The sequence below is a fragment of the Spirosoma sp. genome (assembly GCF_026391055.1).
Lineage (GTDB): Bacteria > Bacteroidota > Bacteroidia > Cytophagales > Spirosomataceae > Spirosoma.
Genome location: NZ_JAPLET010000025.1, coordinates 220,820 through 242,934 on the forward strand (window position 1 = coordinate 220,820; position 22,115 = coordinate 242,934).

Annotated in this window: 20 protein-coding genes; 13 read left to right on the top strand and 7 right to left on the bottom strand. The window is 50.3% G+C overall.

Annotated elements, in window-relative coordinates; all coding sequences use genetic code 11:
* Window positions 1-22: 22 nt before the first annotated feature.
* Complete coding sequence (locus NT073_RS22780) at window positions 23-1,150, bottom strand: acyl transferase (protein WP_297378096.1); 1,128 nt, start codon at window positions 1,148-1,150, stop codon at window positions 23-25.
* Window positions 1,151-1,188: 38 nt separating this feature from the next.
* Between NT073_RS22780 and NT073_RS22785 the strand changes: the two genes are divergently transcribed.
* Window positions 1,189-1,731: a hypothetical protein gene (locus tag NT073_RS22785; protein WP_297378099.1), complete on the top strand. Its 543-nt coding sequence runs from the start codon at window positions 1,189-1,191 to the stop codon at window positions 1,729-1,731.
* Window positions 1,732-1,754: 23 nt separating this feature from the next.
* Here the strand turns inward: NT073_RS22785 and NT073_RS22790 are convergent, their stop codons facing one another.
* Window positions 1,755-2,948 carry a HAMP domain-containing sensor histidine kinase gene (locus NT073_RS22790; RefSeq protein WP_297378102.1) on the bottom strand — a complete coding sequence of 398 codons (1,194 nt, stop codon included), beginning with the start codon at window positions 2,946-2,948 and terminating at the stop codon, window positions 1,755-1,757.
* A gap of 345 nt (window positions 2,949-3,293) precedes the next feature.
* Between NT073_RS22790 and hemA the strand changes: the two genes are divergently transcribed.
* Window positions 3,294-4,592 (top strand): glutamyl-tRNA reductase, encoded by a 1,299-nt coding sequence (gene hemA / locus NT073_RS22795; protein ID WP_297378105.1) that lies wholly within the window; start codon window positions 3,294-3,296, stop codon window positions 4,590-4,592.
* 101 nt (window positions 4,593-4,693) lie between these two features.
* Window positions 4,694-5,296, top strand: coding sequence for a DUF4230 domain-containing protein (locus NT073_RS22800; RefSeq protein WP_297378108.1), 603 nt, complete (start codon window positions 4,694-4,696; stop codon window positions 5,294-5,296).
* Here the strand turns inward: NT073_RS22800 and NT073_RS22805 are convergent.
* The 4 genes from NT073_RS22805 to NT073_RS22820 form a co-directional block, all read right to left on the bottom strand.
* On the bottom strand, window positions 5,284-7,074 hold the full coding sequence (locus tag NT073_RS22805; RefSeq protein ID WP_297378111.1) for a sodium/solute symporter: 1,791 nt from the start codon (window positions 7,072-7,074) through the stop codon (window positions 5,284-5,286). The two genes, NT073_RS22800 and NT073_RS22805, sit on opposite strands and share 13 nt — an antisense overlap.
* 19 nt (window positions 7,075-7,093) lie before the next feature.
* Complete coding sequence (locus tag NT073_RS22810) at window positions 7,094-8,266, bottom strand: LLM class flavin-dependent oxidoreductase (protein WP_297378113.1); 1,173 nt, start codon at window positions 8,264-8,266, stop codon at window positions 7,094-7,096.
* A gap of 76 nt (window positions 8,267-8,342) precedes the next feature.
* Window positions 8,343-8,750: a hypothetical protein gene (locus NT073_RS22815; protein WP_297378116.1), complete on the bottom strand. Its 408-nt coding sequence runs from the start codon at window positions 8,748-8,750 to the stop codon at window positions 8,343-8,345.
* Window positions 8,751-8,818: 68 nt separating this feature from the next.
* Window positions 8,819-10,054: a sulfite oxidase gene (locus tag NT073_RS22820; RefSeq protein ID WP_297378119.1), complete on the bottom strand. Its 1,236-nt coding sequence runs from the start codon at window positions 10,052-10,054 to the stop codon at window positions 8,819-8,821.
* A 101-nt stretch (window positions 10,055-10,155) separates the two neighbouring features.
* Here NT073_RS22820 and NT073_RS22825 point away from each other — a divergent pair, with 101 nt between their 5' ends.
* From NT073_RS22825 to NT073_RS22850, 6 genes are all read left to right on the top strand, one after another.
* Window positions 10,156-11,859 (top strand): alpha-glucosidase, encoded by a 1,704-nt coding sequence (locus NT073_RS22825; protein WP_297378123.1) that lies wholly within the window; start codon window positions 10,156-10,158, stop codon window positions 11,857-11,859.
* A gap of 180 nt (window positions 11,860-12,039) precedes the next feature.
* Window positions 12,040-12,600: a YqgE/AlgH family protein gene (locus NT073_RS22830; protein ID WP_012928152.1), complete on the top strand. Its 561-nt coding sequence runs from the start codon at window positions 12,040-12,042 to the stop codon at window positions 12,598-12,600.
* A 114-nt stretch (window positions 12,601-12,714) separates the two neighbouring features.
* Window positions 12,715-13,323 (top strand): outer membrane beta-barrel protein, encoded by a 609-nt coding sequence (locus tag NT073_RS22835; RefSeq protein WP_297378128.1) that lies wholly within the window; start codon window positions 12,715-12,717, stop codon window positions 13,321-13,323.
* A 15-nt stretch (window positions 13,324-13,338) separates the two neighbouring features.
* Window positions 13,339-13,812, top strand: coding sequence for an NADH-quinone oxidoreductase subunit A (locus NT073_RS22840; protein ID WP_297378130.1), 474 nt, complete (start codon window positions 13,339-13,341; stop codon window positions 13,810-13,812).
* A gap of 78 nt (window positions 13,813-13,890) precedes the next feature.
* The gene (locus NT073_RS22845) at window positions 13,891-14,385 is read left to right on the top strand and encodes an NADH-quinone oxidoreductase subunit B (RefSeq protein ID WP_041616319.1); all 495 of its coding nucleotides are present in this window, start codon (window positions 13,891-13,893) and stop codon (window positions 14,383-14,385) included.
* 89 nt (window positions 14,386-14,474) lie between these two features.
* Entirely contained in the window at window positions 14,475-15,419 is a 945-nt protein-coding gene (locus NT073_RS22850; protein ID WP_297378136.1) for a hypothetical protein, read from the top strand.
* Here the strand turns inward: NT073_RS22850 and NT073_RS22855 are convergent.
* Window positions 15,311-16,792: a hypothetical protein gene (locus NT073_RS22855; RefSeq protein WP_297378139.1), complete on the bottom strand. Its 1,482-nt coding sequence runs from the start codon at window positions 16,790-16,792 to the stop codon at window positions 15,311-15,313. The genes NT073_RS22850 and NT073_RS22855 overlap by 109 nt on opposite strands.
* Window positions 16,793-17,055: 263 nt before the next feature.
* Between NT073_RS22855 and NT073_RS22860 the strand changes: the two genes are divergently transcribed.
* The 4 genes from NT073_RS22860 (at window position 17,056) to NT073_RS22875 (ending at window position 22,083) form a co-directional block, all read left to right on the top strand.
* Complete coding sequence (locus NT073_RS22860) at window positions 17,056-18,324, top strand: MFS transporter (protein ID WP_297378142.1); 1,269 nt, start codon at window positions 17,056-17,058, stop codon at window positions 18,322-18,324.
* Window positions 18,325-18,432: 108 nt separating this feature from the next.
* Window positions 18,433-19,680: an MFS transporter gene (locus NT073_RS22865; protein ID WP_297378145.1), complete on the top strand. Its 1,248-nt coding sequence runs from the start codon at window positions 18,433-18,435 to the stop codon at window positions 19,678-19,680.
* Window positions 19,681-19,789: 109 nt separating this feature from the next.
* Window positions 19,790-20,203, top strand: a complete 414-nt coding sequence (locus NT073_RS22870; protein WP_297378147.1) for a hypothetical protein — start codon at window positions 19,790-19,792, stop codon at window positions 20,201-20,203.
* Window positions 20,204-20,385: 182 nt separating this feature from the next.
* A complete protein-coding gene (locus NT073_RS22875; protein ID WP_297378150.1) occupies window positions 20,386-22,083 on the top strand; it encodes a sodium/solute symporter in 1,698 nt (565 codons plus the stop codon).
* Window positions 22,084-22,115: the final 32 nt, after the last annotated feature.

Consider the following 22,115-nt stretch of genomic DNA (forward strand, 5'->3'; position numbering starts at 1 on the left):
CCCGTGGAGCCGCCCGTGCGGTTCAGACAAGTAAGTTGCAACCCCTCACATCAGAATTATCGAAGCGTCCTATCACCCGAAAAGCTCCGGGTTGTCCCTCAGTGTCCGCGTACTGGCCTAAATCCTGGGTTTCAATGAACGCGCAGGAATCCAGGTTGGCCAAGTCGATCACGTTTATTCCGCCAGTACGCCGTTCGCCCGCGCGCGCGCTGTTGCCCGGATAAAGCGAAAACGGGTCGTTGATGTCGCGCAAGAATACGCGTAGCGTCGAGCTTGGCTGGAATATCCCCTCCCCTTTTGAATAAGCCTGCGACAGCAGTTCGGTCATGCCATACTCCGAATGCACCGCCCGAATACCCAGTCTGGTAATCAGTATCTCATGTACTTCTTCGCGCAGGAGCTCTTTACGTCGGCCTTTCATACCACCGGTTTCCATCACGATAAGCTTATCCAACTCACCTAAAAACGTTAAATCTGCTACCGACTCAGCCCAATCCAGCAAACCAAACGTAACGCCAATCAGAAGAATCTGTTTCTGGTCAGGGTGTTGGGCGAGCTGCTTCAGTCGCTGCGTCAATTCGTGGTGATTGTGCAGAAAGAAGCCGGATAAATTATCCGTCGTTTGCACGCGTTCGATTCGGGCCATAAATTGCTGAACCATATACACAAGCGACGAATTATTTCGTTCAAGGTACGAGGGCAGCAAAGCCAGAATATGGAAATTGCTGAGTGAACCGTAGGTTTGTTCGAAAATTCGGGTGCTGATGGTATCGTAAAGGGCCGGGTCGGGTACAACATGGCGGCTCGTAGTAAGCTGGCCCGTTGTTCCGCTGCTGGCGAACGTGAGTAAGGGCGAACTTTCCGGGTCCGGTGCCGCGGAGGTGCCCGTCAGAACGATATGATTCTTGAAAAAACCAATCGGCATAAACGGGATCTGACGCACATCGGTAACGGTTTCCGGTCGAAAAGACAGGTAACGCAGATAATTTGCGTAAATAGCGTTATTGACGGCCTGATAACGGAAAACCGATAAAGCCAGTGATTCAAATGACTCCCGATTTGGCAAACCAGCGGTAAGCGTCAAAATTTGCTCCCGCAGAAACCGTCGATCATCGGCAGTTTTTCCGGATAATGTTGATAAAAAAGACAAGTTTAAAAAAGCGTTTATTGCACAACGAGTACAACAGTATGCGACGGCAACTAATTCAACCGTATTTCATCGTAATAGGTCTGGCCCTTGCGCTTTCCTCCTGTTTTACGGAACCAAATTACTCCGATACCCCGGCCATTGACTTTAAAGGTATATCCCGGTATACCATAGAAGCCGGAAAAGGAGTAGGCAAAGGAAAACGGGATTCGGTCGTGATCACGATTGGTTTCAAAGATGGCAATGGCGACATTGGTAATAGCATCCCGCTTCCCAAAGTCGATTCGGCCCGATATGCCACCAACGGCGGCTGGGGCAGCTATCGTATTCGTACGTTCAGGCTCGTCAACAAGAAGTATGAAGAGGTGCCGCTGGCGGTCAACACAACACTTTATATTCCTGACCTGACAAAAGGGAAGCCTAAAGGAGCAATTGAAGGTTCGCTGGACTTCAATCAGATTTTCCAGTACGGGACCAGTTTCCAGCTTTTCCCAACCAAATTTCAGATTGAAATAAGGGACCGTAGTCTAAATGTCAGCAACACCGTAGAGACAGACACAATTTCGGTGCCTTTCTTCAGATAGAAGCGGTTCCGGGTCTACACTGCCTACTTTCTGTTCAATACGATTCGAAAGGTGGTTCCTTTACCCACTTCCGAACTTTTTACGTAGAGTCGCCCATTATGGTACTCCTCTACAATGCGTTTGGCCAGGGTAAGTCCCAACCCCCACCCCCGCTTTTTGGTACTAAATCCGGGCGAAAATACTTTTTGTATATTGGCTTTCGAGATGCCTTTACCCGTATCGGTAATATCAATGGCCACTTCATCGTGTGGCAATGGCACCATATTGAGCCGTAACTCGCCAACTCCTTTCATGGCGTCGACGGCGTTTTTACAGATGTTTTCGATTACCCACTCGAACAACAATTTGTTTATTCTAATCAGTTGTCCCGGCGGTAACTGACTGGTCACGCTCATTTTTACTTTTGTCGAAATACGTCTGGAGAGGTAATCCGTAAATTGCCTCACCACATCGTTCACGTTTTCCTCTTTCAGGGTCGGTACAGAACCGATGCTGGAAAAACGGGCCGTAATCGTTTCCAGCCGCTGCACATCCTTCTCAATTTCGTCCGTAATGGACGCATCGAACTGGTCGGGATCAGAGCGCATATACTCCACCCACGCCATCAGCGACGACATTGGCGTACCCAGCTGGTGAGCTGTCTCTTTGGCTAACCCAACCCAAACCCGGTTTTGCTCAGCCCGCCGTGATGAACTGAAAGCCAGATAAGCTAATACACTCAAAGCCGCCAGAATCGTTAGAAGCGCGTAAGGGAAGTAGTTTAGTTGTCTGAGCAGATTCGAGTTATTGTAATACACCAGGCCCCGCTCGCCGTTCCCTATTTCAACCGGTAAGGGCATATGGTTCTTACGCATATCAGCAATTTTCTGACGTAAAAAACGCTCCGTTTCTTCGGGCGTGTAATCGTCCGGAACGTCAATGTTCCGCTTCATTGCTATCTGGTTATCGGGGTTGACATATATAGCGGGAATAGAGCTGTTTGCCTCAAGAATTTCGCTTGTTACAAACGTTAAATCGCCGGCATCAGCGTGGTTCGTATCAAACAGATAAGCAATACTTTTAGAATACAGCTGAACATATTGCTTCTCCCGATCTTCCAGCTTATTGATGAGCCGGTTTGTATAAAGAAGCGAACCCGTTCCAACCAGGAGCAGATTAAGCGCTACTATAATCTTCAGAACGTTGTTCTGATTGTAAATATCAAATGACTTTAGCATAGTGGCTTGCTACGTTGATTTCATCGATCGAACTGACCATTCGCTCAAGCAGCCCATGTGGTGTGACAAATTTAACGTTATCCGCTGACGAAACAGATGCCCATCTGGCTGGTAGAACGTGCATGTTCGCGTATATTGAGTAAACGCTAAAAGTGGTTTAATTGTGTAAATTCGAACCACCAACCGAGCTGTTACGTTACAAATTCAAATAGGATTGAGTAAAGAATTAGCTCAACTATTTGGACGAATTCTAAATAAAAGCTTAAGCGGAATTGGGTTATCTATGTCCGGTAATTATACCGTAATTTTGTAAAGGCTTCTAGCCAATTTGCGTGATTTACCATAATGTTAGACACCTTCAAAACAATTAGTCTGTCCCACAAAACGGCACCCCTTCAGGTGCGGGAGCTAATTGCACTTAACGAAGACGAGGCAAAGCGTTTGATGCTTCGGCTGCGGGACTTTTTCGGGTTGACGGATTTGCTTGTCATTTCTACCTGCAACCGCACCGAAGTCTACTATGCCTTTGATCAGGACCTTAACGCTGATATTGCCCGGTTGCTCCTTATTGAAAAAGGCCTGACCGATACGGATAACTACCTGCCTTATTTCCAGTTCTTCAGCAGTCATGATGAAGCAGTTCGGCATTTGTTTGAAGTATGCGTTGGCCTGCACTCGCAGGTTGTCGGCGATATGCAGATTCCGAATCAGGTGAAACAGTCGTACCAGTGGTCGGCCGATCTGGATATGGCTGGTCCGTTTTTGCACCGGCTGATGCACACCATCTTCTTCACCAACAAACGCGTAGCCCAGGAAACGCCATTCCGCGACGGAGCCGCTTCCGTATCCTATGCCGCAGTGGAATTGATCGATGAGCTGATCGGCGAGAACCAGAACCCGAATATACTGGTCATTGGGTTGGGGGAGATCGGCACAGACGTTTGTAAGAATCTCGAAGCCCGGTCTGGAGGAATACGGAATCAGACAAACATCACGCTTTGCAACCGCACCCAGGCAAAAGCCGAAGCACTGGCCAGCCAGTATGGTTTTCGGGTGGCTGATTTTGCTGACTTAACCGACGAAATTCGTCGCGCTCATGTCATCATTTCATCCGTACAACGCGATGAGCCGCTTATTACGCCTGCACTTCTTCAGGATATGAACGTGCTGACGTTTAAATACTTTATCGACTTATCCGTTCCCCGCAGCGTCGATGCCACCGTTGAGCAGATTCCGGGTATGCTGGTCTACAACATCGACCATATTCGCAACCGTGCCGACGAAGCCCTTAATCAACGCCTGGCCGCTATTCCGAAGGTTGAAGCGATTGTTACTCAGGCCGTAGCCGAGTTTGGCGACTGGTCGAAGGAGATGGTCGTATCGCCAACGATTAACAAACTTAAGAATGCCCTGGAGCAGATTCGTCGTGATGAGATTGCCCGGCATTTGAAGCACCTTACCCCCGACGAATCGGAGAAGGTTGACAAGATTACAAAGGGTATCATGCAGAAGATCATTAAGCTGCCCGTTCTTCAGTTGAAAGCCGCCTGTAAGCGGGGTGAAGCCGAAACCCTGATCGACGTGCTGAATGATTTATTCGATCTGGAAAAGCATTCTGTCGAAGACCCAAAACATATATTTTAATTGACACGGTTTTCCGTTACTAAAACTCCTGAATCGGTATCGGTTCGGGAGTTTTAGTTTTTAGTATCTCCATTCATCACGCACGACTTATCACGCAGCTAATGTCCCGACTCATTAACACCCTGTTCCGATTATTTCTGATTGCTGTCCTTGTGGCGGGGCTGATTGCCATTTGGGAACAAATCCGTGGAACTGGTTTTCTGAGCCGGTTCAGGCGCGGAGATTCGACTACGCACAGCGTTGTCCTGAAAGAAGTGAAAGCCCTGGGTAAGCTGGAACTGGTGAAATACACCTTTAAGGATATTGTCGAGCATGAGCAGGTCAATACGTTTTTGCCCAATGCCAACGCCATTCTAATTGTGGAAGGAGAAGCAACCGGCTGTGTCGATCTGACCCAAATTACTGCCGACGACATTATTACTGCTGAGGACTCCATTACCGTCAAACTACCAGCGCCGGAACTGTGTACCTGGAAAATCAACCATGACCGTTCACGGGTGTATGATACCCGGTTCTCCTTCCTAAACGAAGCACAGCTTGTGAGCGATGCGTATCAAAAAGCCGAGCGTCAGGTGAAACAATCAGCCCTGGCCGGCGGCATTCTCACGCAAACCCAGCAGAATGCCAACCAGATGATAAAGCCTATTCTGGAGCGAATTTCGGGAAAAAAGGTAGGATTGATGTTTAGGGATCAGGCGAAATAATACATAATCCACATCATAACGCCCGTAAGTAACCCGGCGTAAAAAATGTCAGACTGATAGAAGGCAACGGCCTCTTTTTCGCGCTTAAGATACCATCCGAACAAGGCCATAGTAAGAATGGCAGATGGCAGAGCCACTTGCTGGGGCGATAAACGATCGACGAGAACCAGCGCCAGCAATGGCCCCTGAAGCACCACGAAGCGCAGCAATGCACTCCCGATACCATTTACCGAAACGGTCATGTCGTGTGTTTGTACGGGGCCGCTCCGGCGATTGAAATAAACGCTCAGTCCAGCAATCAACACCGACCCGATTAAAAAGATCAGGAACACACGGTACAGAAAATTGAGGGTTTCGCCGAACGTTTCTCGCACCCAGAGTGAGTTGACAAGGACGTGATCATAAAGCCAGTCGCAGCCAAAACCGATCAGCGGGGAACCTATAAGCACAATAACGGCTGCCTTTGGGTTGGTTTTTTGCCAGAGTACACCCCAGAAGAACACCACTACCAAACCAGGTTTCAAATAAGATGTCTGGTTAGCCAGAATCAGGAAAAAATTCTCGGACGAGGTCGGATCGAAGGTAGTGTAAGCCAGTCCGGTAGCAATCGCACACATCACAAAAACGCCCCCCTGCCCGAACCGGACGGTCAGCTTATCCGACGCATTGGGCTTCAGGTATTGGCGATACACATCATAGGCCAGCATGGTCGAAACGGAGTTCATCATTGAGTAGATCGCCGAAAATATGGCGCACATCAGTCCGGCCAGGATTAGACCGACAAAGCCGTAGCCAATGGGCACAACCGTCTTCAGGAGCGTCAGGAACGTATCGTCGGGTTTAATACTATTCTCACCAAACCGGGCTCTAAACAGGTAAAAGGCCGCCGTTCCGGCTCCGATGGAAAAGAACGGGATAATCAGCTTCAAAAATCCGGCGGCAATGGAACCCAGCTTGGCATCGCGTTCGGTTTGCGCAGCCAGTACCCGTTGTACCTGATACTGGTTGGTGGTCCAATAAAAGAAGTTAAGGATGGTTAGACCCGTAAAAATGCCCAGCCAAGGCAGTTTAGGATGGCTGGCCGGCAGGTACAAATGCATTTTGTTGGCCTCGGCATGATCCAGCTTTAACAGCCCGCTAATCCCACCTATTTCGGGTTGCAGATAAGTCAGCGTCCCCATCAGCAGCACCGACACGATCATCACTACGGTCAGGATATTATCGGCAATTACGACCGACTCCATCCCTCCGAAAACAGTAAACAGAATAGTAACAGTGGCAATGATCAAAATCCCCTGCAAATAGGTTAGTTCCCAGCTTGTCCCTTCAAACAGAATGCCCAGCGTACGGCTGCCGATGTAGAAACCGCCTATCAACTGAATCATGATGAAGGCAATCATCAGGATGGTATACACCAGTCTCGTCTGGGCGCTGTAGCGGTTTTCCAGGAATTGGGAGAGGGTAAAAAACTGCCGTTTCCGGTAAATGGGAATGAATATATACACCAGCACCAGAATGGCCGGTACTGCCCACACTTCGTAATGACTCTGGACAAAGCCAATGGAATAGCCCACGCCCATCATGCCAATAATCTGCTGGGCGTGAATATTCGTACCGAAAATTGACCCCGCTACGGAGTACCATTTCAGCGACCGCCCCGCCATGAAGTACTCTTCCGAGCTTTTCTTTTTAAAGCTGGAATACATACTGGCCGTCACCAGAAACAGCAACAGCAAAACGACCACGACCAGATCGACGGTACTCAGAGATTGAAGCATTCAACTACTACTATTTACGTTAGACCCGCAGCTCGCCGGTAGTGAGTGGCGTTACGGGTGTTGTGGCGGGAATCCGGCCCTGCTCTACCGATAGTTTCACATTGGGCAGATGCGGCAGCACATGCGTTCCAAATAACTCACACTCTTCGATCAACGGATAGCCCGACAGCACAAACGCCCGGATGCCCATATCCATATAGCGGTTTAGTTTCTCGATAATTTGTGCCGGTGTGCCCACCAAAGCCCCCCCGCAACCCGACCGGGCGCGGCCAATGCCCATCCAGAGCATCGGTTCAATAAAATCATCGGGATCGGCGGTGGCACGTAGCTCGTTCTGACGCAGCACCCCCGCCGATTGAGAGTCCTGCGTCCGGCTCTTCAGCTGCTCACCCACGGCGGCATCGAACTTCGACATCAGGGTTTTGGTGTATGCTCTGGCTTCTTCCTCCGTTTCGCGCACAATCACGTGAATCCGCAGCCCGAAGTCGATAGTACGACCATGCTGTGCTGCCCGCTGGCTCATGTCCTGCATGGTGGCGTAGATATTCTCTTCCGGCTCAGGCCACATCAGAAAAACGTCGCAATGTTTGGCGCAGACTTCTTTAGAGCCCGGTGAGATGCCGCCGAAATAAAGCAGCGGTCCGCCATTTTGCTGATACGGTTTCACGGGGTCGGCCTTCATGCTGATTTTTCCGTACACCTCCCCGTCAAACTCAATTCGGTCCTGGGTCCAGCCCTGTTTCAGGATTTCGATAACTTCTTCGCAGCGTTTGTATCGAAATTCATGATCTTCTTTAAGGCCAGGGAGATCAGAGTTAATGATATTAATGGTCAGTCGCCCTTTCAGCATATGGTCGAGGGTAGCGATATGCCGGGCTAGCATAGGCGGATGGATCTCGCCGGTACGAACAGCCGCCAGCATCGAGATATTTTTCACCTGAGGGGCCATGGCTCCGGCAAAGGGCAGTACTTCCTGCCCAACTATGTAGGAGGTTGGCAGCAGGATATTCTCGAAGCCCATACGGTCGGCCGTTTTCATAATATCGGCACAGTGCACGTAGTTGCTGCGCCGATCAGGGTCGAGAGTTCCAAGAAAGGCAGTGTCGCCCCCGCACAGATCATCGAACCAGGCTACTTCGCAGATTCGTTTTTCAGTTCGGGCAAGTACCGCCTGAATAGGTTCGTTAAGCATATATTGAGTAAATCTGAAACGGCTCCGGTCGACGGGTAGTCGAAAGCACTCGTCGAAGCCATCAATCAACGGAGTATCAGTGAAGTTTATACCACTTTACTTCTTTCAACGGAGCGCGCCGGAAGGTGTTCAGGTTAACAGCCGTTTGAGGGCCGTAGTTTTTTTCGAGGTAATCCAGCACCACTTTCTCCGATTCGCCCAGGTCCCAAAGTTTGTGGTATTTCTGCATCCAGCGAATGCGCTCCTGCCAGCCCGCCCGCGTAAATCGGTGTTGCAAAATAAGCTTTGACGAATGGCAGGCCGTGCACTGCGCCTTCACCATCATCAGGTTCGGGTCGTTGACCATCCCCGATTCAGGATCAAGTTTAGTGGTATCTGTTTTTACCACCGGTGAGGCCGTTTGCGCGGGCCTGTAAACGCCCCGAAAACTCGCCAGACTGACGAGTAGGGCTGTTATGACGAGAACTGACTTTACTGTATTCATCACGTTTTGTGTCTTTCCGGCTGAATAATCTTGTTTTCGGCCGACCCGGAGGGCGGCACTACAGTGCGCTACACCACTTTTACGGCAATCCGATGGCAGGCATTGTTCAGGTAGCCGCCGGGGTTCCATTGCGGAATAACCATAGGCTGCGTTACACCACTATTGTCGGTAGCCCGAACCCACACCTCGTAATAACCCGATTGCGGGAAAGTTACTTCTGTGGCCCAGTGCTGCCAAGCGAGCCGGTTTTTAGGGGCCTGTAGCTTACTTTTTTGCCAGGTTGAGCCGTAATCAATGGAGGTGTGCACGTCCTGAACAGACTTATCGCCTGCCCAGGCATGGCCGCGAAGCTCCAGCGTTTTCCGGCCTTCGAGCATCGCACCGGTCTTAGGATACGTTATCAACGACTTAACGGGCATCGACTCAATAATGCGAAAGTTCTCAGGTGTTTCGGCAATTTTTTCGCCGGGCTGCACCGGTCGAATTGGCATTTTATAGCTGTGCCCTTCCATCTTGGCCCCATCGTGCACTTTATCCCGAACGGCAATGGTGTGCAGCCATTTGCCGGATACCGACGCGGGCCAGCCGCCAATCACCAGTCGCAACGGATAGCCGTGTTCCAACGGGATGTCTTTTCCGTTGACCGCCCAGGCAATGAGTGTTTCGTTCTCCAGGGCTTTTTTAATGGGTACCCCCCGCGAAATGGCCACTTTTGTGGGGTCCTGACTCAAATGCGGGTCTTTTCCGTAATAGCCGATATAAACAGCATCGTCTTTCAGACCCACATCGGCCAGAATATCCTTCAGCCGAACACCCGTCCATTCGGCGCAGCTTACGGCTCCCTGCTCCCATGGGTTGCCGGTTGTTTGCGGCTCATAACCCGCCCGCCCGTTACCGCCACATTCGAGTACAAGCTGATACGTATGGGGTGTAAACCGTTTTTTCAGGTCGTTGAGCGTGTAAGTTTTGGTCGCTTTTACGGACTCCCCTTTGATGGTCAGTGTCCATTTGGCCGGGTCAATCGGTTCGGGAGGAATCAGGCCGTTGTTTCGGATAAACATCTTCTCGACGGGCGTAATGGCATCGTCAAGCAAATGCACGGGCGACTCTACATTCCAGGGCTTGTCGCCCAATACTTTCATATCGGGACTCTTTCCTTTCAACGGATCGTAGTCAAATGCCATCGGTGTATAAAAAGGCGGAATACGGTCGGCGAAAACAACGGAGGTACCTACCAGCGTTGTAAGCGTAGCGAGCGCACTTGTCCGGAGAAATCCCCGCCGGTCGTGAATCTGATTCGGCATAGAGTCAGTCTATTTTTTCTTGAGTAAGCAAATTTGGTGAATAACAACGCAACACCCCATATTCGTCCTCTATAGAACGACGGAGAAGCCTAAATCTGGTTATGAATTACAAAGATGCAGTCATTTATCAAATCTACCCGCGCTCATTTTCCGATAGTAACGGCGATGGCATCGGGGATTTGCCCGGAATAGCCAGTAAGCTGGATTACCTGGCCGAATTAGGCGTCGATATTTTGTGGCTGAGCCCAATTTTCGACTCGCCCAACGCCGATAACGGCTACGATGTTTCCGACTATGAAGCCATCATGCCCGAGTTTGGTACAATGGCCGATTTTGATAACCTGCTGGCGGGTGTGCACCAGCGTGGTATGCGGCTCATCCTGGATCTGGTTGTCAACCACAGCTCCGACGAGCACCGCTGGTTTCAGGAAAGCCGCAAAAGTAAAGACAACCCGTATCGCGATTATTACATCTGGCGCACCCCCAAACTCACAGCCGACGGTCCCGCTGAACCGAACAACTGGCAGTCGATCTTTTCGGGACCGGCCTGGGCGTTCGATGAAACCACCGGCGAGTATTACCTTCATTTGTTTGCCACTAAACAACCCGACCTCAACTGGGAGCACCCGCCCCTACGAGAAGCCATTTACAAAATGATGCGTTTCTGGCTCGACAAAGGCGTTGATGGGTTCCGGATGGACGTTATCCCGTTTTTGTCGAAAGAGCAGACGTTCCCGGATTACCCGGCGGGCCGTTTCGGGGATTCGAGCGTTCATGCCAATGGACCACGCATTCATGAGTTCTTGCAGGACATGAACCGGGAGGTCCTCAGCCGGTACGGTCGTACTGGTGAAGGCTGCATCAGCATTGGCGAGGGTATCGGCGTTACGGCCGAACTGGCAAACCTGTATGTGGGTAAAGACCGGCATGAACTGAACATGATCTATCATTTCGACCATGCTGTACCCCGCGAAGAATATCGGTTCGTTGACCCGGCCCCCGAGTTCACCGTACTTGAGTTGAAAACCATCTTTGCCAAATGGAATGTCGCCCTCGACAGCGTCGACCCCGCAACCAAGGCCACGGGCGGATGGCAAAATATTTACTTGGGGAATCACGATAACCCCCGATGCATCTCCCGCTTTGGTGATCCGGAACGCTACCCATACGAATCGGCAACGATGCTGGCAACGGTTTTGCTTACACAACGGGGGACACCCAATATTTATCAGGGCGACGAAATCGGTATGACCAACTGTACCTTCAACTCCATTGATGAGTACAATGACATTCAAGTAAAAAATGCCTGGCAGGCGTTGATCACCCAGGGGGAGCATTCGCCCGAGGTGTTTCTGGCAACGGCTAACCAGCTTGCCCGCGATCACGCCCGAACGCCCATGCAATGGAGCAATGCCCCGAATGCGGGGTTCACGACGGGGCAGCCGTGGCTTAAAGTAAACCAGAATTGTCAAACAATTAATGTAAGTCAGCAGGAAGCGGCTCCCCATTCGGTACTGCATTATTACCAGAAACTACTTCGCTGGCGAAAGCAGACACCGGCTATTCATGAGGGAACGTATAGCGATTTGCTACCCGATCACCCATCTCTTTGGGTATTTGAACGTACGCTAAACAATGCAGCTTTTTACACAGTTGCTAACTTCTCGGGAGAGTCTGTAATGATACCAGCCATACAGGGCGTTTCACTTTCAGATGACCAGCTGGTTTTGGCCAACCTGTCAAACCAAACCGATACATTACATCCGTTTGAAGCCCGTATTTACGAACGAAAAAGACTGGTATAAGAAATGAATAAGGGGATTTTTGGCAATATGCTGTTGCATTCAGTCCCTGACGACGGCCGTTTCGCAAAGAAACTATCCGTAAGGTCAATATTGCTGATCCTGCTGGCGCATTTAACTGTTTTTAACCAATATCACGCTTAAAAAAGGCGTTTAGCTGTATAAACCGTCAACTGCTTTTTTATGAATACCTCTTCGCCAAACATCCAGAATGGAGATTTATTAATCGCCGAGCCATTTATGGGCGATAACAATTTCGAGCGTAGTGTAGTCCTGGTTTGCGAACACAACGCCGTCGGCACCTTTGGGTTGGTTTTGAACCAGCAGACGGATATTCAACTGGGTGACGTTATTGAAGACATTCATACCGACTTGCCCTTGTTTGTGGGCGGACCTGTTCAGCAGAATACCCTGCACTTTATCCATCGTCGGCCCGATTTGATCGACAATTCAATCTGTGTTGTTGACGGGTTGTATTGGAGTGGTGATTTCGACCAGATCAAGCGGGGTGTCAATCTGGGTACGCTTACGGAGCGGGATATTCGCTTTTTCATTGGCTACTCGGGCTGGAACGAGGGTCAACTGGATAGTGAGCTGCTTCAGAAAGCGTGGATCATCAGCCGGACCAAAGCCGACTTTCTGTTCGAAACCCCGACCACCGAATTCTGGCGGGAAGTGCTTAAACGCAAGGGGGGCGAGTACAAATCCATTGCTCACTACCCGGTTGACCCACGGCTTAACTAGGGGGGAGTGGTATCCAGTTAAAGAATGTTAAGGGCCATTTCTTAACTTTTTTTAACCAATTTTACGGGACCAAAACTCGTTATTGCAAGGTTAACAACCTTTCAACAGTCCCGTATGTACACGAATCGTTTTCTACTTCTCCTTATTTTAGTGACTTCTCCCCTGCTCACGCGGGCTCAAAGTGATAAACCTGTTGGCGGCCATTTTGGCGTAAAAGTAGGGGCTTCGTTTACGCAGGTAGCCATCTCCGGAACCAGCGTAAACATACCCAAGCGGGCTCTACAGCCAAATTTAGGCATCATGTACCGGTACCGGTATCACCGGGTGGTACTTCAGCCGGAAGCATTGCTGGCCATCAAAGGTGGTACGTTCCAGCAGGAAGCCGTTGGTGGTCGAACCACGACCAGTAACTCGTATTATTACGCCTGTCTGCCTATTCTGCTTGGCTACATACCCACCGAAGGCTTAACGATTCAGGCCGGCCCGGAACTCAGTTATGCCCTCAACTCGGGCTCTGCCAGTGGCCCCGGTGCGAAAAATGACCTGGGTGCTGTTGTTGGCGTGCACTACGATTTTCTGGACATGCTGAGCAAACTCAGCTTGCACCTGCGTTATGTACACGGCTTTGTGAATGTGTCACCGGAAGCGGGCGCAACGTATTACAACCGCAACGTTCAGGTGTCGATCGTATACAATCTTTACCCCAAGAAGAAAAAGAAATAAGGCTGCTCAACCACTATGCTTTCTCACTTCGGCATTATACTGCTGTTTATTCTGGCTGCGTTTGCGTTCATTGCCATCGTGCTCTTTGTAGCGCGTTTACTGCGTCCGCATCGGCCAAATATTGAAAAAAACAGTACGTATGAGTCGGGCGAAGAGCCGATCGGGAATGCCAACGTGCAGTTCAATATCCGGTTTTATGTGGTGGCGCTGGTCTTTGTGCTGTTCGATGTTGAACTGGCTTTCCTGTTTCCGTGGGCTACTGTATTTGGTCAGGAAAGGCTTATTAAGGCTACGGGTGGCTTATGGGGCTGGTTTGCCCTAACGGAAGCCATTCTATTCGTGGTTGTTCTCGGACTGGGCCTTGCTTACGTTTGGGCCAAAGGGCATCTCGACTGGGTAAAACCTCAGCCGAAAATTCCATCAGTAGAAACCAAAGTGCCCTCACAACTGTATCAGAGGGTAAATGAACGATATAAACGTGACGTTTAATTTCGCTCCGCTACTCCTGTTTGCCCGCGTTTATGAGTCAGGATGTAATTGACAATTCGTCTAAATTTCTTTTCCAGCATGACCTCTCCTTCAACAACCGATAAAACAGGCGAAGCCAGTGTAATCATGATGCATTCCGAAGACCTACTGAACTGGTCGCGGGAAAAGTCGATGTGGCCCATGAGCTTTGGGCTTGCCTGTTGCGCCATTGAAATGATGCAGGCATTCGCGGCCAGTTACGACCTCGAACGGTTTGGCATTTTCCCCCGCCCCTCCCCTCGCCAGTCAGATATCATGATTGTGTCCGGTACGGTGACCTTTAAGATGGCGGACCGCATCCGGCGACTCTACGAGCAAATGGCCGAGCCCCGCTATGTGATTTCTATGGGTTCATGCTCAAATTGTGGCGGCCCTTACTGGCAGCACGGGTACCATGTGGTAAAGGGAGTCGACCGTATTATTCCGGTAGATGTTTATGTGCCCGGTTGCCCGCCCCGGCCGGAAGCCTTGATCGACGGGTTTATTAAGCTACAGGAGAAGATTCGGACGGAACACCCGCTTGCCAGGGATTAAAAACCAGAAGGCTTCAGTTTGCGATTGTTATAACAGCTATCTTGATGCCCAATTGACATCCAGAACCTGAACGAGAAACCCCGACAATCGTGAATTCACTAGTCACTTCCTTTCGGCATACACTGCGCTCAGCACGCTTACTTTGGCTATTATATGGTATCACGCTGGCACTTGGACTAGTAGCGGCCCTGCCATTTTTCAACACCCTCAAAGCAGAAGATCAGGATTCGCTGGCATTCCTGAACCTGCTGAGTGGTTTCGACTACACCATTTTTTCTGATTTTATGCACCGCAGTGGCCGCGCTGTATCGCCACTGATCAGCGTTGGTCGCTGGCTGGGGCTGGTGTATCTTTTTCTCAGTGTATTTTTCGCCGGTGGTATCCTGCTTCGTTTTTCGCAACCGACCAACCGATTCAATAGCGGTCTCTTCTGGGAAGGTTGTGCCCATTACGTAGGCCGTTTTCTACGGCTTTTTGGCGTTACCTTATTATTTGTGATCGTTGGCGCGGGTATCTGGCTGGTGATCGGCTCACTGGTTAGCGTGGCTGTCAGCGATTCGTATACCGAACGGGGCCTTTTCTGGATCGGTGCTGTATTCTTCGCCTTGTTTGCCCTCACGGCTACCCTGTTGCTTTGCATTGGCGACTTCGCCAAGGTGCTGATGTTCCGGGAAGATGAGCACGGTGCCTTTCGGGCTTTTGGTCAGGCCGGGCAACTTGTGCTGCGGAATCCGGGCAAAACTGTTGGTCTTTACTGGCTCATGATATTGCTGGGAGCGGCCTTGTTCGGCGTCTACTTTCTACTCGACGAAGCCATTCTCATGAACGGCTGGCCTACGATTTTTATCATGTTCGGCATTCAACAGGCCCTGGTGTTTGCCCGTGTAGGGCTTAAAGTGTGGTGGCTGGGAACGGCTTATACAGTTTACCCAACGCTTCGCCGACCAGTCCCCGTTTTACGGCCAGTGCCCGTTTCTGAGTCCATTACGGCACCCAAGGATGACGCCCCGATAAACCCTAACGACTCCTGGTGAATTCCCCATTTTACCAGAATCATAACGGAAAGCACGGTGTAAGCCGCCAGAACAAGATACGTTCTGGAATTTAAGAAGCGGGGAAACAGGCACACGAGTATGTACCCCATAAATGGCCAGGGATGGGCCAGATAGCGGTCGAAAAACGGGTGATTTCCCCCAACGAACGCCTGCGACGCGATAAAAAACACCACAAATACAATCGAAAACACCAGGCCTCCATCGCTGAAATCCTGCTGGCGGATGTATTGTACAACTTTCTCGCCCACAATGGCCAGACTAAAGAAACTCAGGCCATAAATACCAAACATACCCAGCGATTGCGCTAGGTTACCCCGCGCCGTAAACCAGGCTAACGTATGCTCAATTGGTCCGCTGAACACATCATTGACCGATGACGAATCGTGGAAAAGATTAACGTTGAATAGTGCCAGCACCAGTGCCAAGCCCAGCGAAATTAACATGATGGAGCGGATGCCTTTCGACCCCCAGTTTACATTGACCAGTACTGCGGGGGCGGAATAGATACCGACCAGCGCCAGGGATGAAACGGGGCGAAACGCGTTAAAGCTTATTCCCGAACGCAGCTTCGACCACTGGTGAAAAGCGGGTGGTGTCATGCCGCCCCAAAGTATAATTAAACCAACCAGTGGAAGCAGACTAACTGCGATGGCCAGATACATCAGCACTTTGTTGGTTGAAATGCTTTTGGTACCCGTTTTGATAAAATCCTTCCAGTCTGCCACAAATAACACTACCGCCAGAGCAGGCAGCAACGGAATATAGTAGAACCGCGAGATGGTTGTCAGCCCCAGAAACAGGCACCCCAGGAAAAAGGGCAATAAGCGCTGAAGCCGTGATATCGACAGTAGCAACAAACCGGCAATCAGGTACAGCATGGAAGGCCCCTCTGTCATGACTGTAGAGACGCTCAAAAAAAAGTAGGGAAACGCCAGCATGAATAACGTAGCTGCCAGCACCTTCCGCTGAGAGTCCGTCGAGAGGGTCTTCATGTGCGTATACGTCCAGGCGACCAGGACTACCAGAAAAGCGCAGGTAATCAACCGCAGACCAACATAGGTAATGCCGGGAAACAACCAGACCCATGCTGCGAACCAGATGTGGCTCGATACGCCGGTGGGTGGTACGTGGTTGTACAGGGTTGTGCTATTGACTCCAGATTTGGCAAATGGCAGGCTGGATTCCAGATGAAAATCTTCATCCATTACACCCCACCTAACCAATACGGCGAGTACCGCAGCTATTACCAGGTATAAAAGGCAGATGACCAGAAAGTACCGCCGGTATGTTTTGTTGCTGTCAGCTATAGCATGAATATCGGGCAAAGCAGGCTGAACCGTTGATAGTTTCATCAAATAAACGCGAAAATGAATTGCTCAAAATTAATAGATTAGAGGCTAACCGACACGGTAGGTCATCTCCGTTATGCGTAATCTGCTCCCAATGCGGAGGTATAGTGTAGTTAGGGAGCAATTGGCGTGCGCAACAGCAAACAGAAATAGCATACAGATTTACAGAAAGGATTCAAACGCATTAGATTTCGCTGCACAATCTTCTTTGGCCATTTCGTATACTTGCAGAACTTTTTCGTTTTTATAACTCTCCGATTTGCCGCATGGCTATTCCTCCTGTTTCTTCTACCCAGAAAACACCCGAAACCGGTTTATTTGGCTTACCCGTTATTGTAGCTGCCCTGGGTTACTTTGTTGATATCTACGATTTACTCCTCTTCGGCATTGTTCGCGTACCCAGTTTGAAAGACTTGGGCCTCACACCCGATCAAATCTCGACCGTAGGTGCCAGTATCCTCAACTGGCAAATGGGCGGTCTGTTACTGGGTGGCATATTGTGGGGCATCATCGGCGACAAGAAGGGACGCCTTTCGGTATTATTCGGGAGTATCATTACCTATTCGATTGCCAACATTGCCTGCGGGTTTGTCAAACACATTACGTTTATGGACCCATCCACATATTACGCCCTCATGCGATTTGTGGCGGGTATCGGGCTGGCGGGTGAATTAGGCGCGGGCATTACGCTTGTGAGTGAAGTCCTGCCGAAAGAAAAACGAGCCATTGGCACGTCGCTAGTGGCGGGTATCGGGCTTTTTGGTGCGGTAGTAGCGTATTTTACCGTAAAGCTATTCGATTGGCAAACGGCTTTCTTTGTGGGGGGTGGGTTAGGCTTCGGCCTGCTGCTGCTGCGGGTAGGCGTAGTCGAATCGGGTATGTTTAAAGACGTCAGCGACCAGAAACACGTCAACCGGGGTGATTTTCTATCGTTTTTCACCAACGCCGATCGGTTTAGTCGTTACCTCAAATGCATCGGTATCGGCTTGCCCACCTGGTTTGTTATTGGCATTCTGGCCACATTCAGTAATGAATTTGGCAAGGCATTCGGCATCTCCGAAGAAATTCAGCCGGGGCTGGCCATCATGTGGTGTTATGTAGGGCTGGCCACCGGCGATCTAGCAAGTGGTTTTATCAGCCACGCGCTCGAATCGCGCAAAAAAGGGGTCGCACTCCTCATGGCCATTGCATTGGTGTTCAGCCTCGTCTATCTCTATACGGGCATCCAATCGTCTACGGCACTATACGGCCTTTGCCTGGCAATGGGTTTTGGCATCGGGTATTGGGCTATGTTCGTAACCATCGGCGCCGAGCAGTTTGGTACCAACCTCCGCGCCACAGCCGCAACCACCGTTCCCAATATGGTACGCGGTCTGGTTATTCCCATGACGCTATCTTATCAAGCCCTCAAGCCATCATTAGCCGTCATCAACGCCGGGGCTATCGTCGGGCTTGTTTGCTTCATAATCGGTTTCTACTCCATCCTGACCATCCCCGAAACCCACGGCAAGGACTTGAATTATCTGGAAGAGTAAGAAAGTCGTAGTTAGTGAAGTAAGTGGAGTTAGTTGAATGGCTATCCCATTGAATTTTACTCATTTCACCTACATCACTCATTCCACTGCCAACCAAGTCCATTTCCCATGCAAGCCATTTCCCCGTCCCGCGTATCATTGCGCCCGTTACTGGCCTTACCGGTTATCGTTTCGGCCCTGGGTTTCTTCGTAGATGTATATGACATGCTGATTTTCAGTATTGTACGGGTACCGAGTCTGCAATCCTTGGGGCTGTCGGAAGCGGAGGTTTCGCAGGCTGGTACATTCATTCTTAATTGCCAGCAGGCAGGCTTGGTTGTAGGGGGCTTTTTGTGGGGGGCGCTGGGCGATAAACGCGGACGCATGTCGGTGCTGTTTGGCAGTATCCTTACGTATTCGCTCACTAACATTGCGTGTGGCTTTGTGCAGGATGTAAATACGTACGCCCTACTGCGTTTTGTTGCGGGCGTCGGCCTGTCGGGTGAAATCGGGGCGGCTATCGTTCTCGTATCCGAGATTCTACCCAAAGAAATTCGAAGCTACGGCTCGTCGATTGTGGCGGGAATCGGTTACCTCGGCGCGGGCGTGGCCTACCTGACGGTAGAGTACTTCAACTGGCGAACGGCCTTCTGGGTCGGGGGCGGCATGGGCCTTGTACTGCTGCTGCTACGGGTGAGCGTGTTCGAGTCGGGGGTTTTTAACCGCATGAAAAACGAACACGAGGAAGTCAGCCGTGGCAATTTCCTTTATTTTTTCAGCAGTTGGCCGCAGGCAATCAAGTACCTGCGCTGTGTATCGGTGGGTATCCCTACCTGGTTCATTGTGGGTATTCTGGCCACATTTGCCAACGAATTTGGGCAGGCGCTGGGCATTACCGAAGTGGTGAAACCGGGGCGCTGTGTCATGATGATTTACGTTGGCCTGGCCGGTGGCGACCTGCTGAGTGGCCCATTGAGCCATTGGCTAAGGTCGCGTCTGAAGGCCATTACGGGGCTTTTGCTATTCAGTGCTTTGCTCAGTGGCGTTTATCTGTTTGGCGGGATTCATACGGCGGGTGGGCTGTATACCGTCTGTTTGCTGGCCGGTTTCTGTACCGGCTACATTGCCATGTTCCTGACTATGGTGGCCGAACTCTACGGTACAAATCTTCGCAACACGGCTACCACATCAGTTCCCAGCGTAGTACGGGGTACCCTAATTCCGATGACGCTGTTCTTTCAGGCCCTGAAGCCTTCAGTGGGTGCCCTGGTTGCGGCCGGGTTGCTGGGCGTTGTGGTCTATGGCCTCTCGTTCTGGTCGTTGAGCCGCATGGACGAAACCTTCGGGAAAGACCTTGACTTCGTGGAAGAGCCATGAACCGTTCATCATTTTTCTAAACCGCTGCTCCAGAACGACAGCGGTTGGGGTAGCTCCCTTGCATCATTGGGTTGACAGCTAAAGGTTACCACCTACTTAAATCAACTCAATGAAAACTTCCATCAAATTGCTCGCCAGTGCTCTTCTCGTATCATTTATGACCTCCGTTTCATCGCCTGCTAGGGCTGATGACCACAAATCGCAGAACAAAGTTTTTGCAGCCGTCATGTTCCCGGCGGCCAAGAACTCCAAGCTCTGGCTATGTCTCGAAAAATACAAGTCAGAAAACAAGATCGATCTGACACTGGTCAACGAGCGGGGCGACATTCTGTTTCATGAAACCGTGAGCGGGAAGAACAGCAAGCAAACGGCCTACCGCCAGCAATTTGACATGAGCGAATTGAGCGACGGTACGTACACATTTCGGATATCGGCGGGCAGTCAGAAAGAAGAGCGTTCATTTAAACTCACGACACCAGCCGTAGAGGAAGTCCAGCCATCGAGGATCATTGCGATCAAGTAAGCAGCTTGTGCACTCTTGTATACCCGGGGACATCGCTTTAGGCTACGTCCCCGGGTATATTTGTGTATATATGACATGATTCTGCAAAAATCTGCAAATCATTTTACCCAACTGTAAGCCTATTTGGAGAAATAATTGCTTTTTTACATGCTAATTCCAAAACTCATTCTACAATTGAAGCAATGAACCAGCTTAACCAAATAGATTACATTATTTTCTTTCTGTATTTCATTGGCGTTTCATCGTATGGCTACTGGATTTACAAACGAAAACAAACAACCAGCCTCGATACTAAAGATTTTTTTCTGGCCGAAGGGTCGTTAACGTGGTGGGCAATTGGAGCCTCCATGATTGCCTCGAATATCTCGGCTGAGCAGTTCATTGGCATGTCGGGCAACGGTTTCACCTTTGGTGTTGCCGTAGCCGTGTACGAGTGGTTTGCGGCCATCGCCCTGATTATTGTGGCGGTCTGGTTCATGCCTATTTACCTCAAGAACCACATCTATACCATGCCGCAGTTCCTGAAAACGCGGTATAACGAAACGGTTAGTTTGATAATGGCCATTTTCTGGCTGTTCCTGTATGTATTTGTCAACCTGACGTCGATTCTCTTTTTGGGCGCTTTGGCCATCAGCACCCTCGTTGGGGGCGACTCGTTCCACCCGATTGTGATTGGTCTTAGTATTTTTGCCATCGTCATTACGCTGGGCGGCATGAAAGTAATTGGTTATACTGACGTAATTCAGGTAGCCGTTCTGATTATTGGGGGTCTGGTAACATCTTACATTGCCCTTACGCTGGTAAGTCAGAAATTTGGTCTGGGTAACGATATTCTGGCGGGTTTCTCGGCCATGATGGGCGACGCTGATGATCACTTCCACATGATTTTCGAAAAACCCGGCCCGAACACCTCGCAGGTCGATATCAATAAATACCTGACCTTACCAGGTCTGGCAATGTACTTTGCCGGTATCTGGATCGTGAACCTTAACTACTGGGGTTGCAACCAGTACATTACCCAGCGCGCCCTTGGTGCTGATCTTAAAACGGCCCGCACCGGTATTCTTTTTGCTGCCCTGCTGAAGATTTTCATGCCACTAATCGTGATGCTGCCGGGTATTGCAGCTTACGTACTGTACAAAAACGGCAGTCTGCAAAACGAAATGGCACCGGGCGGCAAACTCCTCGCCGACAATGCGTATTCGGCAATCCTGTCTTTCCTTCCAAATGGTCTCAAGGGTCTCTCGATGGCCGCGTTGACAGCCGCTATTGTAGCCTCGCTGGCCGGTAAAGCCAACTCGATCTCGACTATTTTCACACTCGATATCTATCAGAAATACATCAAGAAAGACGCTTCCCAGAAGCAACTGGTGTGGGTAGGTCGTATCACTATTTTTGCCGCTATGCTGCTGTCTATTGCCCTGACGTGGCAGGATGCACTGGGTATTGGTCGTGAGGGTGGGTTTACCTTCATTCAAAAATACACCGGCTACCTGAGTCCGGCTATTTTTGCAGTATTCATTCTTGGTTTCTTCTGGAAGCGGACAACGGGTGCGGCAGCCGTAGCCGGTATTCTGGGCGGCTTCGGTCTGGCTGTGTTGTTCAATAACTTTGCACCAGCACTGTTTGGTAACGAAACTATACTGTACACAGCTTACCCGAACGGAAACGGCGGCTACGAAATCCCCTTTCTGATCTGTATGGGCTGGGCGTTTGTGTTTACGGTGCTTATGATGGTCGTTATAAGTCTGGCCGGACCAGCTATCAACCCCAAAGGATTCGCCATCGACTCCAGCATGTTCCGGCTCACGCCAACGGCAACAGCATTGGCCGCCATTATCGTACTGCTCATCACCGTGCTGTACGTTCGGCTTTGGTAAGTTATTTTTAGAACACAGATTGTACGGATGGA

Bases quoted from the DNA above. Each gene is read 5' to 3' on its own strand.
- NT073_RS22785 (WP_297378099.1), top strand. From the start codon at position 1,189: ATGCGACGGCAACTAATTCAACCGTATTTCATCGTAATAGGTCTGGCC.
- NT073_RS22790 (WP_297378102.1), bottom strand. From the start codon at position 2,948: ATGCTAAAGTCATTTGATATTTACAATCAGAACAACGTTCTGAAGATT.
- hemA (WP_297378105.1), top strand. From the start codon at position 3,294: ATGTTAGACACCTTCAAAACAATTAGTCTGTCCCACAAAACGGCACCC.
- NT073_RS22800 (WP_297378108.1), top strand. From the start codon at position 4,694: ATGTCCCGACTCATTAACACCCTGTTCCGATTATTTCTGATTGCTGTC.
- NT073_RS22805 (WP_297378111.1), bottom strand. From the start codon at position 7,074: ATGCTTCAATCTCTGAGTACCGTCGATCTGGTCGTGGTCGTTTTGCTG.
- NT073_RS22810 (WP_297378113.1), bottom strand. From the start codon at position 8,266: ATGCTTAACGAACCTATTCAGGCGGTACTTGCCCGAACTGAAAAACGA.
- NT073_RS22815 (WP_297378116.1), bottom strand. From the start codon at position 8,750: ATGAATACAGTAAAGTCAGTTCTCGTCATAACAGCCCTACTCGTCAGT.
- NT073_RS22820 (WP_297378119.1), bottom strand. From the start codon at position 10,054: ATGCCGAATCAGATTCACGACCGGCGGGGATTTCTCCGGACAAGTGCG.
- NT073_RS22825 (WP_297378123.1), top strand. From the start codon at position 10,156: ATGAATTACAAAGATGCAGTCATTTATCAAATCTACCCGCGCTCATTT.
- NT073_RS22830 (WP_012928152.1), top strand. From the start codon at position 12,040: ATGAATACCTCTTCGCCAAACATCCAGAATGGAGATTTATTAATCGCC.
- NT073_RS22835 (WP_297378128.1), top strand. From the start codon at position 12,715: ATGTACACGAATCGTTTTCTACTTCTCCTTATTTTAGTGACTTCTCCC.
- NT073_RS22840 (WP_297378130.1), top strand. From the start codon at position 13,339: ATGCTTTCTCACTTCGGCATTATACTGCTGTTTATTCTGGCTGCGTTT.
- NT073_RS22845 (WP_041616319.1), top strand. From the start codon at position 13,891: ATGACCTCTCCTTCAACAACCGATAAAACAGGCGAAGCCAGTGTAATC.
- NT073_RS22855 (WP_297378139.1), bottom strand. From the start codon at position 16,792: ATGAAACTATCAACGGTTCAGCCTGCTTTGCCCGATATTCATGCTATA.
- NT073_RS22860 (WP_297378142.1), top strand. From the start codon at position 17,056: ATGGCTATTCCTCCTGTTTCTTCTACCCAGAAAACACCCGAAACCGGT.
- NT073_RS22865 (WP_297378145.1), top strand. From the start codon at position 18,433: ATGCAAGCCATTTCCCCGTCCCGCGTATCATTGCGCCCGTTACTGGCC.
- NT073_RS22870 (WP_297378147.1), top strand. From the start codon at position 19,790: ATGAAAACTTCCATCAAATTGCTCGCCAGTGCTCTTCTCGTATCATTT.
- NT073_RS22875 (WP_297378150.1), top strand. From the start codon at position 20,386: ATGAACCAGCTTAACCAAATAGATTACATTATTTTCTTTCTGTATTTC.